Source organism: Variovorax glucosi, assembly GCF_051216695.1.
Lineage (GTDB): Bacteria > Pseudomonadota > Gammaproteobacteria > Burkholderiales > Burkholderiaceae_C > Variovorax.
Genome location: NZ_JBPJZE010000001.1, coordinates 255,766 through 268,344 on the forward strand (window position 1 = coordinate 255,766; position 12,579 = coordinate 268,344).

Genomic DNA, 12,579 nt, shown 5'->3' on the forward strand with positions numbered 1-12,579 from the left:
GCCCTTAGCGGCGCCGGTCGGATATCGTGGCGGTCACGTTCCTTTCCGGAGGTTGAAGACCGTGAACCTACGCCAATTCGCCCGCTGTCTGCCGTTCGTGTTCGCTTTCACGATCGTCGCACTGGCCATTTCACCAATTGCCGCGGCAACTTCAGCCGACAACCCGCTGACGGCCGAGCGCTGGAAGACGCGGCCGATCGTTATCGTAGTGCCGACCGCCGACGATGCGCTGCTGCAGCGGGTGCAGCAAACGCTCAGGAAGACAACGTCGCGCGAGGCATTCATCGATCGCGACATGGTGCTTTACACCGTCATCGCCGGCGAAGGGCGCCGCGACGGCAAGCTGCTTGGCCCGCGTCGCACGCGCGCCATGCTGCAGGCACTCGATATTCCGGCCGACGGCAAGCCGAGGTTCCTGCTGATCGGCAAGGATGGCGGAATCAAGATGACCGAAGGCGCCGATGTGAAACTGGAGGCGGTGTTCGCCGAGATCGACCGAATGCCCATGCGCCAGCGCTGATCGGCGCGCTGGTTTGCGGGTCCGCTTGTCGCGGACAATGTGCGCTGATTCTTACTTCGCGCACCGACCGCCCGCTTCATGGACCTTCTTCTTCTGGCCGCCTTGCTCCTCGGCGGCGCCTACGTTCTCAAATCCAGGGAGCAGGCCCGCCGAATCGCCCTGCTCGGCAGCCACCTCGGCGAATACCAGATCGAGAAGTTGATGGAGAGCCTGACCCAGGGCTACCTCCGCTGCCTGGGCGAAGACGATCCAGAGCGGCGCGACCAGATCTGGAACCTGCTTGCCTCCAGCGAACAATCGGTATCGTCGCAGTTCGGCCGATTTGCGACAGGCTTCTCCAAGGTCGACGAATCGCAGGCCCGCGTCAGCAAGCTGCCGTTTGCCGTACCTTACGCCGACAAGTTGTTGCCGACCGCCACCTTCGATCTGCGCAAGGCGCTGGCGATCCACGCGCGCGGCATCGCCGGCGCTGCTGACAATGTCCAGCAGCTGTCGCCGAAGGCCAAGGCTTTCACGATGTCGGCTGAGCTGTTCCTGATGCAGCACACCTGCCACTGGTTCTGCCGCTCCAAGACCGTGGCTTCGGCGCGGATGATGGCGCGCCACCAGACGTCTTATGCGTTGCTGCTCGACTCTGTGTCGCCGACGACCCGCGCCGCATACCAGACGCTGGTCGGTTGAAGGCGCTCGCCGCTCAGTTGAACTTCTTCACCAGCACCTGACTGCGACGATCCCGGTTGTATTTGCGCTTGCGTTCGTCAGGCAGCCATTCCGGATCGACCTGAACGAAGCCGCGCTTGATGAACCAGTGCATCGTGCGCGTCGTAAGCACGAAGATGCTCTGCAAGCCCATGGCGCGGGCGCGCTGCTCGACGCGCTTCAGGATGCGCTCGCCGTCGCCCTGCGCCTGCGATTGCGGCGACACCGTAAGCGCCGCCATCTCGGCCGTGCGTTCGTCCGGGTACGGATAAAGCGCCGCGCAGCCGAAGATCACGCCGTCGTGCTCGATGACCGTGTAGTGATCGACGTCGCGCTCGATCTCGGTGCGGTCGCGCTTGACCAGCGTGCCGTCGCGCTCGAAGGGCTCGATCAGCTGCAGGATGCCGCCGATGTCGTCGGCCGTGGCCTGGCGCAGCGATTCGAGCTTCTCGTCGACAACCATCGTGCCGATGCCGTCGTGTACGTAAACCTCCAGCAGCAGCGAGCCATCGACCGAAAACGGCAGGATATGGCTGCGCTCGACGCCGGCTTCGCAGGCCTTGACGCAATGCTGAAGATAGAACGCGGTGTCGGTCGGACGTTGCGCTGGCGACAGCGTCGCCAGCAATTTCTTGGCGGCGTCCAGCGGAAGCTCGGTGTCGATCGGGTTGTCTTCGCTCACCGGCATCTCGCTGTCGATGCGGATGCCGGCAATCTCGGTCAGGAAGATCAGCTTGTCGGCCTGGATAGAGATTGCCACGCTGGTCGCGACTTCCTCCATCGTCAGGTTGAAGGCCTCGCCCGTCGGCGAAAAACCGAACGGCGACATCAGCACCATCGCGCCGTAATCCAGCGTGTGGCGGATGCCGACGCTGTCAACCTTGCGTACCAGTCCCGAATGCTTGAAGTCCACGCCGTCGATCACGCCAACCGGTCGCGCGGTGATGAAGTTACCTGAAATGACGCGCACCGTCGAACCGGCCATCGGCGTGTTCGGCAAGCCCTGGCTGAAAGCGGCCTCGATTTCGTAGCGCAGCTGGCCGGCGGCTTCCTGTGCCGAATCCAGTGCCACTTCGTCTGTGATGCGCATGCCGTGCGAGTAGCGCGCCTCGTGGCCCTTGGCCCGTAACTGCTCGTTGACCTGCGGCCGGAAGCCGTGCACCAGCACGACCTTGACGCCCATCGACTGGATCAGCGCCAGGTCCTGCGCGATGTTCTGGAGTTTGCCTGCCGCGATCGCTTCGCCCGCGATTCCGACCACGAAGGTCTTGCCGCGGTGCATGTGGATGTACGGCGCGACCGAGCGGAACCAGGGGACGAAGGTGAAATTGAAGACTGCGGACATTCGATGACGGATGCGATGGAGTGGATGGGACCGGTCCGTTCAGTCGGACATGAACGGATTCTCGACGACGAGTTTGCCGAACCGACGACCGTGCTGTCCGTCCTGCGAAACCAGAACGTCGGCGTTTGCGCGCAAGGCGGCTTCGAGGATGAGTGCATCCCACCAGTTCAGGAGGTGTTTCTGATGCAGCTCGATGGCGTCGACGATGCTGTTGCCGCTGGCACCGACCACCTCGAAGGCGCAGAGCTTCTCGACCTGGCTTGCGGCCTCGCGCGCGCTCAACGGCGGCTTGAGCTTCCGGGTGGTGATGTTGTAGAACTCCTGCAGCACCTGCGTGCTCAACACCACTTCTTCTTCCTTCACGGCACGAGCGAATCGGTCGATCGCGATTTCCCGGCGGACCGGATCGCCTGCATCGACGGTATAGACCAGTATGTTCGTATCGAAGAATGTGATCACGAACCGGAAGCCTCGCGACCGCCGACGACACGATCGTTCGCATCGTCGCGCGACCAGGACGCCCCCTCGCTGTTGGCTGTGCTGCGTCGAGCTGCCGCCAGAAAAGCCTCGCCAGCGCTCTTGCGCCTGTCGCTGCCCTGCGCGTAGTCGGCAACGAACTCCCGGATGCGGGCGCTCACCGACGTGCCCTCGTTGATGGCGCGGACTCTTGCCCTGCGAATCAGGTTCTCGTCGATCGATACGGTGAGATTGGCCATCAGATATCTCCTGGAAGGGCTTTGCGAGAATCAGTGTAGCACGTGAACTCGTGTAATGAGATAATCGCGTATCCCATGAGTTCCCCCACGCCTGCCTCACCTCGCACTCCCAGTTCTTCCGTGCCCGCAATCCCAGCTGCGCGCCCGAAGCTCGCCATCGAATTCCCCGAATCGCTCCCCGTTTCCGCCCGCCGCGAAGAGATTGCCGAAGCCATCGCCGCCAATCAGGTCGTGATCGTCTGCGGCGAAACCGGCTCCGGCAAGACGACGCAATTGCCGAAGATCGCGCTGCTGCTGGGCCGCGGAAAGCTGAACAGCCCGCCGGGACAGGGCAAGCTGATCGGGCACACGCAGCCGCGGCGGATCGCCGCCAGCTCCGTGGCCAAGCGCATTGCCGAAGAGCTGAAGACGCCACTCGGCGACGTGGTCGGTTTCAAGGTGCGCTTCCAGGACAGGCTGAGCCGCGACGCGTCGGTCAAGCTGATGACCGACGGCATCCTGCTGGCCGAGACGCAGACCGATCCGCTGCTCAAGGCCTACGACACGATCATCATCGACGAAGCCCATGAGCGGTCGCTGAATATCGACTTCCTGCTCGGCTACCTGCGCGAGATTCTTCCGCGCCGGCCCGACCTGAAGATCATCGTGACCTCGGCGACCATCGACGCCGACCGCTTCGCGCAGCACTTCAAGTCGGCGAAAGGCCCGGCGCCGGTCATCTATGTGTCCGGTCGCACGTTCCCGGTCGAGCAGCGCTATCGACCTTACGAGGAGTCGCGCGAATACGACATCAACGATGCGATTGCCGACGGCGTCGACGAGCTCTGGCGCGATCCGCACAACGCCGGCGACATCCTGATCTTCCTGCCCGGCGAACGAGAAATCCGCGAGGCGACCGATCATCTGCGCCGTCATCTGGCGAATCAGCCGGTGATGCGCAATGCCGAAGTGCTGCCGCTCTTTGCACGACTTTCTCCCGCAGAGCAGGACCGCATCTTCGAAAGCCACAACGGCCGGCGGATCGTGCTGGCAACGAATGTCGCGGAAACCTCGCTGACGGTGCCGGGTACGCGCTACGTGATCGACGCCGGGACGGCGCGGGTTAAGCGCTACAGCTTCCGCAGCAAGGTCGAGCAGTTGCTGGTCGAGCCGATCAGCCAGGCGGCTGCCAACCAGCGCGCCGGACGATGCGGGCGCGTGGCGAACGGCATCTGCATCCGGCTCTACGACGAGAAGGATTTCCAGGGCCGGCCACGATTCACCGATCCGGAAATCCTGCGCTCGTCGCTGGCCAGCGTGATTCTGCGGATGAAGTCGCTGCACCTGGGCGATGTCGAGCAGTTTCCTTTCCTGGAGCCGCCGCAGCGGCGTGCGATTGCCGACGGCTACCAGCTCCTGAACGAACTCGGCGCGGTCGACGATGCCAATGAGCTGACCCACATCGGCCGAGAACTTTCGCGTCTGCCGCTCGACCCGCGCGTCGGCCGGATGATTCTAGAAGCACGCTCGCGTGGCGCGCTGGAGGAAGTGCTGGTCATCGCCAGCGCGCTCAGCGTGCAGGACGTGCGCGATCGCCCGATGGACATGCAGCAGCAGGCCGATCAGGCGCATGCCAAGTTCGATGATGAGAAGAGCGAGTTCTGCGGCTACCTGACGCTGTGGAAATGGCTCGGCGATGCCAGAGGCGGCGCGCCGGTCGCGACGACCCGGCGCGAGATGCAGGCGGCACAAGGTCTGCAGCCAAGACGCGCGAGCGCTGCGGTGCTGCCGATCGCGCAGCGACTGGTTGCCGCTGCGGCGCCTGCGGCCGTGGCCGAAACCCAGCCGACACACAAGCTGAGCAACCGCCAGTACGAGCAGTTGCTGCGCCAGAACTTCGTCAACATCCGGCGCGTGCGCGAATGGCGGGACATCCATTCGCAGCTGCTCACGGTCGTCGCCGAGCACAAGTGGAAGTTCAACACGCAGCCGGCCAGCTACGAGGCGCTCCACCTGTCGATGCTCGCCGGCCTGCTGGGCAACATCGGCTGGAAGATGGAAGAGGCGCCGAGCGGGGGCGGGGGTGCGCCGACACAGCAGCAGGGCGGCGGACGGCCATCGGGCGAGTATCTGGGCGCGCGCGGCATCAAGTTCTTCCCGCATCCGGGCGCACATCTGCGCAAGAAGCCGGGGCGCTGGATCGTCACGGCCGAGCTGGTCGAGACGACGCGGCTGTTCGGTCGCGGCATTGCCAACATAGAGCCGCAGTGGCTGGAAGAGGTCGCCGGGCATCTGCTGAAGAAGCAGCTGCTCGACCCGCACTGGGAGAAAAAAGGCGCGCAGGTGACGGCGCTGGAGCGCGCCACGCTGTACGGCCTAGTGATCTACAGCGGTCGGCGCATGGATTTCTCCAACATCGACCCGGTCGGCGCGCGCGAGATCTTCATCCGCGAGGCGCTGGTCGGCGGTCAGTGGGACAGCAAGCTGCCGTTCCTGGCGACCAACCGCAAGCTGATTCAGGAAGTCGAAGGGCTGGAGCACAAGTCGCGTCGCCAGGACGTGCTGGTCGACGACGAGCTGATCTATGCCTTCTACGATGCCCAGCTGCCTCCGGACATCTCGAGCGGCACGACTTTCGAGCATTGGTACAAGGAAAATTCCCGCGCCCAGCCGCGTCTGCTTTTCCTGTCGCGCGACGAGTTGATGCGCCATCAGGCGGCGGGCATCACGGTGCAGTCGTTCCCGGCGACCGTGCGACTCGGCGGCGTGGATTGCGCGGCCACCTATTTGCATGAACCTGGCGACGCGAAGGACGGCCTGACCGTTACCGTGCCGCTGTTCGTGCTGAACCAGGTCAACGAGGAGCGATGTGAGTGGCTGGTCACCGGCATGCTGAAGGACAAGATCCAGGCGCTGCTCAAGAGCCTGCCGCAGCGTCCGCGTTCACGGCTGGTGCCGCTGCCCGAATCGGCTGCCAAGTTGACCGAAAGCTTGGCCGAGCCCGACGTTTTCGGCGCGGGCTCGCTGACCGACGTGCTGTTGAAGCGCGCGCGCGCGCTGACCAGCATCGATGTGCTGCGTGCCGATTTCAAGCTCGACATGCTGCCGCCGCATCTGTTCATGAATCTGCGCGTCGTCGACGAGCACGGCCGCCAGCTCGGCATGGGCCGCAACCTCGGCGCGCTGAAGGCGGAACTCGGAACGCAGGCGCGGGGCGCGTTCCAGGCGCTGGCTGGATTGAACGTGCGCGCTGCGCCGGCCGTGCCGAGCGCCGGCAAGCCGGGTGCTTCGGATGCACCTGCCAAGGCGAAGCAGGCGAGCGCAGCGCCTGCTTCGCCGTCGCTGCCGGCCGGGGCGCGTTACACCGCCTGGACTTTCGGCGAATTGCCCGAGCTGATGGAAGTCCGGCGCGGCGCGCAGTCGCTGGTCGGCTTTCCGGCGCTGGTCGATGTCGGCGATGCGGTGACGATTGAGGTTTTCGATGAGCCTGCCGTATCGGCCGCGAAACACCGCGCCGGCCTGCGGCGGCTGTTTGCGCTGCAGCTGAAGGACGCGCTGAAGTATCTTGAAAAGAACATTCCGGATCTGCAGAAGATGGCCGTCGCCTACATGCCGCTCGGCACCGCGGACGAATTGCGCGCGCAGATCGTCGACGTCGCGCTCGACCGGGCGTTCCTGCAGGAGCCGCTGCCGACCGACGAATTCGCCTTCAAGCGCCGCATCGACGAGGGAAGAGGGCGACTGACGCTGATCGCGAACGAGGTCGCGCGTCTGGCTGCGGCGATCCTGACCGACTACGCAGTGGCAGTGCGCAAGATCAAGGACACGAAGATTCAGCCAGAAGTCACGGCCGACACCGCGCAGCAGCTTCAGCGCCTGGTCGGCAAGCGCTTCATCGCCGACACGCCGTGGACGCAGCTGCAGCATTTCTCGCGTTATCTCAAGGCGATCACCGCACGGCTCGACAAGCTGCGTGCCGATCCGGCCCGCGACGCAGCCAAGCTGACCGAATTGCGGCCGCAGGAGCAGCGCTATTGGCGTCTGGTCGCGGAACGCAAGGGCGTGGTCGACGACAGGATGCTCGAATTCCGCTGGCTGCTCGAGGAGTTGCGCGTGAGTTTCTTCGCACAGGAGTTGCGCACGCCGCAGCCGGTGAGCGCAAAGCGGCTGGACAAGGCCTGGGCGCAATTGGCGCAATAGACCCGTCGACGTCCCAGGGATAGCTGCCGACGGATGCATGTCATGGCATAAACGCCGGCCAAGGTATTGCAATACAACCCGGAGACGAAGAAATGCATTCGACCGACAAGAAGAAACAGTCTTTTTCGCGCCGTTCGGCGCTCCAGATCGGTCTTGCAGCCGCCGGACTGACTGCAGCCGGTTCGCCGGCATGGGCCCAGGGCGCCTGGCCGACCAAGACCGTGACGCTGGTGGTCGGTTATCCACCGGGTGGCCAAACCGATTTTGCCGGCCGGATGGTCACGGTCGGCATGCAGAAGGAACTGGGGCAGGGCGTCGTGATCGACAACCGGGCCGGCGCCGGAGGCAACATTGGTACCGACAACGTCATGCGCGCGCCCGCGGACGGTTACCGCCTGCTGGTCGGCAACGGCACCGTCACCCTGAATCCGCACACTTACCGCAACACGGCGATGGCCGACCCGCTGAAGCTCACGCCGATCGGGTTGATGCTGCAGTCGTCCCTGATCCTGGCGGTGCCCAACACGGTGCCGGCAAAGAATCTCCAGGAGTTCATTGCGTTCGTGAAGGCGCAGGACAAGATGGGCAAGGACATCGATTACGCATCCGCCGGCCCCGGCAGCCTGACGCACGCGACGATGGAACTGTTCCGCGAACGCATCGGCAAGCCGAAAATGAACCACGTGCCGTACAAGGGCAGCGGCCCGGCCATGACCGATCTGATCGCCGGTCGCGTCAGCGCCATGTTCGATGCCGCTTCTGTCGTGGTGCCGTTCATCAAGTCGGGCCAGTTGCGCCCGCTGATCGTGACCGGCCCCAAGCGCGTTCCGGCTTTTCCGGACATTCCGACTGCGACCGAAGCCGGCTTGAAGGATTTCGAGATCATCTCGTTCATCGGCCTCTACGGCCCTCCGGGCCTGCCGGCGGACATCGTCAGGAAAGCCAATGCCGCAATGAACGTCGCCCTGGCCGATGAAAATATCCGGAAGGGCATCGTCGATCGCGGCGACGAACCCGGCGGCGGCTCGCCGGAGCAACTTGCCAAGCTGACGCGTGATTACTACAAGCTCTATGGAGAAATCGTCAAGGCGAACGACATTCGCGCCGAATAACCGGTAAGGCCCGCAGCCAGCACGGTGTATCAATATGCGCAATATGTCATAGGTACTACGCCGATAGACTGCGGCCGCTATGAGCGGTACAGCCAGTCAAACCCTTCCCGTGGACCCATGGAGCAAGCTAGCAGCGCTCCGGTTCGTGCTGGCGTCCATTGTCGCCTTCAACCATCTGGCCGAGATGATGCCGATCGGCGTCTTCACCGTCATTCCGATGTTGGGGACGTTCGAGGCGATTCTCGGATTCCTGCTGGTCAGCGGATATTCGATCGGCGTTTCGTTTCGCAAGGAGCCCGAACAGTTCCTCTGGCGCCGGATCAAGCGGATCTATCCGGTGTATCTGGCGAGCCTGGTTTTAATGGGGATCGTCCTGTATACGGGCAGCCAGGCGCTGCCTGCGGCTTCGGAGTGGATCGTCAATCTGCTCTTCTTGAACCAGCTGGTCGTTCCTACATCGATCGTCGGACCTGCATGGAGCCTATCTCTGGAATTCTGGCTTTATTGCCTGACGCCGCTGTTGTTCACCCTGTCCGACAAGACGGTGAAGCGCCTCGTTGCAGTTTCATTCGTTGCGTTTTGCGCCTACACCTGCGGACGAACGCTTTTTCACTGGACGTATTACTCTGGAACCGTTTTCGGCGTGAACCTGTTGTTGCTGGCATTCATCTGGCTGTCGGGCATGCGGCTTGCGCGAAACAGGGACATCAGGGACATCAGTGGCAATCACGATGGCAATGGCAACATCATGCGATCGATTGCCGCGATGTTCGCCATTTACATAGCGCTGAGTATTTCCATACAGGCTGGCTATCGTTTCAAGCATGGAGAGATGGCGCAATTCGTCCAGAGCGACCTCATCTCATTCATCCTCCGGATGTGCACCCTCGCAGCGGTGGTATTCCTCTTTCGAAACATTCTTCGCCAGGGTTCAGGCGGCAGGCCTTCGTCGTGGATGCGAATGCTGGGCGATGTGTCGTTCCCTCTCTATATGTTGCACATTCCGGTGTTCGAGTTGTTGAAGCGGACATCGATCCAATCGCCCGCAATTTACTTCGCGGTTGCTTTCGGAGTGTCGGTCGTTGCATACAGGGCGCTGGATCTGTATTCGCAGCGGCGTCATGCATCCGGAAAAATGCCCGTCGCGGCATGACCGGGACGGGCATTTGTCAATTCGGCAGATTCGTCAGATTCGTCCCATCACCAAGAGCACGATGACCACGACGAGCACCAGACCGAGACCGCCGCTTGGGCCGTAACCCCAGCTCTTGCTGTGACCCCAGGTAGGCAACACGCCAATCAGCAACAGAATCAGCACGACCAGCAGGATGGTGGACATATATTTCTCCAGAGAACATTCGAATTTGAATGGCCTCATCTTGTCGCCCTGGTTTCGTCTCGAAAAGCGATAAAAGCCCTTCTCTTGGTCAGGGGATGTCGACAATGACCGTCAGAGCTTCGCGAGCCGGCCGAGTGCGTGTCGGAGGGTCTCGTCCTTCTTGGCGAAGCAGAAGCGAACGACGCGTTGGTCGAATCCATCGCCGTAGAACGCGGAAAGCGGAATCGCCGCTACGCCGATTTCGGTTGCAAGCCATTTGCAGAAATCCGCTTCTCCAAGATCGCTGACATCGGTGATGTCCACGCACTGGAAATAGGTGCCTGCGCTTGGAAGAAGTTTGAAACGGGTTTTGGCCAGGCCTTCCGCGAAGAGATCGCGCTTGCGCTGATAGAACGCCGGCAGATCCAGATACGGTGCGGGGCTCTCCATGTAGTGGGCCAGCGCGTACTGCATGGGCGTATTGACCGTGAACACATTGAACTGGTGCACCTTGCGGAATTCGGCCGTCAGCGGCGCTGCCGCTGCGACGTAGCCGACTTTCCACCCGGTCACGTGATAGGTCTTGCCGAAACTGCTGACGATGAAGCTGCGAGCTGCCAGATTCGGGTAACGAGCGACGCTTTCATGCCGCACGCCGTCGAACACCATGTGCTCGTAGACCTCGTCCGCGATCACCAGGACGTCGGTCGGTGCGAGCATTTCTTCGAGCGTCCGCATTTCGGCGGCTGTCCAGACGGTCGCGCTCGGGTTGTGCGGCGTGTTGACCACGATCGCGCGGGTTTTCGGCGTCAGCGCGGCGCGGATCTTGTCGAAATCGGGGCGGAAGGAGCCCGGCGTCAGCGGCACGCGGACCACGACGCCGCCGGCCAGCTCGATGCTCGGTACGTACGCGTCGTAGCAGGGTTCCAGCACGATGACCTCGTCGCCGGGATGCGCGATGGCGAGGATGATCGTGATGATCGCCTGCGTCGCACCGGCGGTGATGGTGATATCGGTCGCCGGGTCGTAGCGGTGGTCGTACAGCGCGGCGACTTTGTCAGCCACGGCGGTGCGCAACACAGCCACGCCGGGCATCGGCGGATACTGGTTGTGGCCTTCGGCCATGGCCTGTGTCACCGCATTGCGCAAAACCGGATCGCAGTCGAAATCCGGAAAGCCCTGGCCGAGGTTGACCGCATTCTTCTCGGCGGCGAGTGCCGACATGACTGTGAAGATCGTCGTTCCCACGGCCGGCAGCTTGGTGGCGACAGCGGGCGTGCGAGGCGTGTTCGGTACGGTGGAAGCGAAATTGGAAGTCACAGTTCGTAGTCCTGCGAATGGCCGCTGAGGGCCTTGGCGATGAGGTTGCGATCGAGCCGGTCGCTGAGCAATTCGGCGAACTTGAAGACGAAGTTGCGCAGATAGGCGCTGCGCTTGAAAGCCACGCGGGCGATATTGGTGCCGAAGATGTGGCCCATCGGACGAACGACCAGATCGGCATTGGTGTCGTCGCGAACAGCCATCTCGGCCACGATGCCGATGCCCAGACCGAGACGCACATAGGTCTTGATCACGTCCGAATCGATGGCTTCGAGCGCGATGCGCGGCGTGAGTTTCTTCTGCGCGAAGGCGTGGTCGATGCGCGTCCGGCCGGTGAACGACGGGTGGTACGTGATGATCGGCTCGGCCGCGATGTCCTCGAGCGACACCCGTTCCTTTTCGGCCAGCAGATGTCCCTTGGGCAACACCAGCACATGCTGCCATTCGTAGCAGGGCAGGGTGACCAGCTCGGCATATCCGTCGAGCGATTCGGTAGCGATGCCGATCTCGGCGATTTCGTCGATCACCATTCGCGCGACCTGATCGGGCGAGCCCTGGTGCAGGCTGACGTTCACCTTCGGGTACGCCTCTCGCAGATTGGCCACCGGAATCGGCAATACGTAGCGTGCCTGGGTGTGGGTGGTCGCGATGGAGAGCGTGCCGCTGTCCTGCGCGCTGAATTGCTCGCCGATACGCTTCAGGTTGCCGACCTCGCGCATGATCAGTTCGATGCTCTTGATCACGTGCTCGCCGGGCTCGGTCACGCGCTTGAGCCGCTTGCCGTGGCGGGCGAAGATCTCGATACCGAGCTCTTCCTCGAGTTCGATGATCGCCTTGGACACGCCGGGCTGCGATGTATGCAGTGCCTTGGCAGCCTCGGTCAGGTTCAGGTTGCGCCGGACAGCCTCCTGCACAAACTTGAATTGATGAAGATTCATAACAGATTCCGTCTTTCTACGGACTTCATTATGCCTTCGGAATCTATCGAATTCGATCCGGGTCAGGACCGCAGGGCAATCTGCGCCAGGAGGTCGGTGACTTCAGCCTCCTCGCCGATTGCGCGCGCGACAGAAACCGGAACGTCGGGATGTGCCAGGCGCAATGCGTCGACCAGCTCCGGCAGGTCTTCGCGCGCATGCTTGCCCATTCCGAGGAACATCGGCACGACGCGAAGGCTTCGGGCGCCGTCCGATATCAACGTCGAAGCGGCCTCTGCGATGTCGGGCGTTGCCAACTCCAGAAACGCGCACATCACCGCGGTTCCCGGCTCCTGCGCACGCATGCGCTCGGCAACGCTTTCCATCGGATCGCGCCAGCGCGGATCCCTCGAACCGTGCGCAAAAAGAATCACCCCTCGCATGCCTTGCATA

The 12,579-nt window shown here is 62.8% G+C and carries 12 protein-coding genes; 5 read left to right on the forward strand and 7 right to left on the reverse strand.

What is annotated here, in order from left to right; genetic code table 11:
- The first annotated feature begins 61 nt into the window (after positions 1–61).
- The gene (locus ACSFA3_RS01250; RefSeq protein ID WP_435503590.1) at positions 62–520 is read left to right on the forward strand and encodes a DUF4174 domain-containing protein; all 459 of its coding nucleotides are present in this window, start codon (positions 62–64) and stop codon (positions 518–520) included.
- A 78-nt stretch (positions 521–598) separates the two neighbouring features.
- A complete protein-coding gene (locus tag ACSFA3_RS01255) occupies positions 599–1,201 on the forward strand; it encodes a hypothetical protein (RefSeq protein ID WP_435503591.1) in 603 nt (200 codons plus the stop codon).
- Positions 1,202–1,214: 13 nt separating this feature from the next.
- On the opposite strand, the gene argA is transcribed toward ACSFA3_RS01255, so the two are convergent.
- Genes argA through ACSFA3_RS01270 form a run of 3 tightly spaced genes read right to left on the reverse strand, consistent with a single transcriptional unit; the run spans position 1,215 to position 3,280 of the window.
- Positions 1,215–2,564 (reverse strand): amino-acid N-acetyltransferase, encoded by a 1,350-nt coding sequence (gene argA / locus ACSFA3_RS01260; RefSeq protein ID WP_435503592.1) that lies wholly within the window; start codon positions 2,562–2,564, stop codon positions 1,215–1,217.
- Between the two features lie 39 nt (positions 2,565–2,603).
- Positions 2,604–3,023, reverse strand: a complete 420-nt coding sequence (locus ACSFA3_RS01265) for a PIN domain-containing protein (protein WP_435503593.1) — start codon at positions 3,021–3,023, stop codon at positions 2,604–2,606.
- A complete protein-coding gene (locus ACSFA3_RS01270; protein ID WP_435503594.1) occupies positions 3,020–3,280 on the reverse strand; it encodes a hypothetical protein in 261 nt (86 codons plus the stop codon). Before ACSFA3_RS01270 ends, ACSFA3_RS01265 begins: the two co-directional genes overlap by 4 nt.
- A 75-nt stretch (positions 3,281–3,355) precedes the next feature.
- Between ACSFA3_RS01270 and hrpA the strand changes: the two genes are divergently transcribed.
- The 3 genes from hrpA to ACSFA3_RS01285 all read left to right on the forward strand — a co-directional run bounded on the left by hrpA (position 3,356) and on the right by ACSFA3_RS01285 (position 9,724).
- A complete protein-coding gene (gene hrpA, locus ACSFA3_RS01275) occupies positions 3,356–7,459 on the forward strand; it encodes an ATP-dependent RNA helicase HrpA (RefSeq protein WP_435503595.1) in 4,104 nt (1,367 codons plus the stop codon).
- Between the two features lie 92 nt (positions 7,460–7,551).
- Positions 7,552–8,571, forward strand: a complete 1,020-nt coding sequence (locus tag ACSFA3_RS01280) for a Bug family tripartite tricarboxylate transporter substrate binding protein (protein WP_435503596.1) — start codon at positions 7,552–7,554, stop codon at positions 8,569–8,571.
- 79 nt (positions 8,572–8,650) lie between these two features.
- On the forward strand, positions 8,651–9,724 hold the full coding sequence (locus ACSFA3_RS01285; RefSeq protein WP_435503597.1) for an acyltransferase family protein: 1,074 nt from the start codon (positions 8,651–8,653) through the stop codon (positions 9,722–9,724).
- A 33-nt stretch (positions 9,725–9,757) separates the two neighbouring features.
- On the opposite strand, the gene ACSFA3_RS01290 is transcribed toward ACSFA3_RS01285, so the two are convergent.
- The 4 genes from ACSFA3_RS01290 to ACSFA3_RS01305 form a co-directional block, all read right to left on the reverse strand.
- Positions 9,758–9,910 (reverse strand): DUF3309 family protein, encoded by a 153-nt coding sequence (locus tag ACSFA3_RS01290; RefSeq protein ID WP_435503598.1) that lies wholly within the window; start codon positions 9,908–9,910, stop codon positions 9,758–9,760.
- A 111-nt stretch (positions 9,911–10,021) separates the two neighbouring features.
- On the reverse strand, positions 10,022–11,209 hold the full coding sequence (locus ACSFA3_RS01295) for a pyridoxal phosphate-dependent aminotransferase (protein ID WP_435503599.1): 1,188 nt from the start codon (positions 11,207–11,209) through the stop codon (positions 10,022–10,024).
- Positions 11,206–12,147 (reverse strand): CysB family HTH-type transcriptional regulator, encoded by a 942-nt coding sequence (locus ACSFA3_RS01300; protein WP_435503600.1) that lies wholly within the window; start codon positions 12,145–12,147, stop codon positions 11,206–11,208. The genes ACSFA3_RS01295 and ACSFA3_RS01300 overlap by 4 nt, the downstream gene beginning before the upstream one ends.
- A 62-nt stretch (positions 12,148–12,209) precedes the next feature.
- Positions 12,210–12,578, reverse strand: a complete 369-nt coding sequence (locus ACSFA3_RS01305; RefSeq protein WP_435503601.1) for a sirohydrochlorin chelatase — start codon at positions 12,576–12,578, stop codon at positions 12,210–12,212.
- Position 12,579: the final 1 nt, after the last annotated feature.

Coding starts and splice junctions, on each gene's coding strand:
- hrpA (WP_435503595.1), top strand. CDS start 3,356: ATGAGTTCCCCCACGCCTGCCTCACCTCGCACTCCCAGTTCTTCCGTG.
- ACSFA3_RS01255 (WP_435503591.1), top strand. CDS start 599: ATGGACCTTCTTCTTCTGGCCGCCTTGCTCCTCGGCGGCGCCTACGTT.
- ACSFA3_RS01285 (WP_435503597.1), top strand. CDS start 8,651: ATGAGCGGTACAGCCAGTCAAACCCTTCCCGTGGACCCATGGAGCAAG.
- ACSFA3_RS01290 (WP_435503598.1), bottom strand. CDS start 9,910: ATGTCCACCATCCTGCTGGTCGTGCTGATTCTGTTGCTGATTGGCGTG.
- argA (WP_435503592.1), bottom strand. CDS start 2,564: ATGTCCGCAGTCTTCAATTTCACCTTCGTCCCCTGGTTCCGCTCGGTC.
- ACSFA3_RS01305 (WP_435503601.1), bottom strand. CDS start 12,578: ATGCAAGGCATGCGAGGGGTGATTCTTTTTGCGCACGGTTCGAGGGAT.
- ACSFA3_RS01300 (WP_435503600.1), bottom strand. CDS start 12,147: ATGAATCTTCATCAATTCAAGTTTGTGCAGGAGGCTGTCCGGCGCAAC.
- ACSFA3_RS01270 (WP_435503594.1), bottom strand. CDS start 3,280: ATGGCCAATCTCACCGTATCGATCGACGAGAACCTGATTCGCAGGGCA.
- ACSFA3_RS01280 (WP_435503596.1), top strand. CDS start 7,552: ATGCATTCGACCGACAAGAAGAAACAGTCTTTTTCGCGCCGTTCGGCG.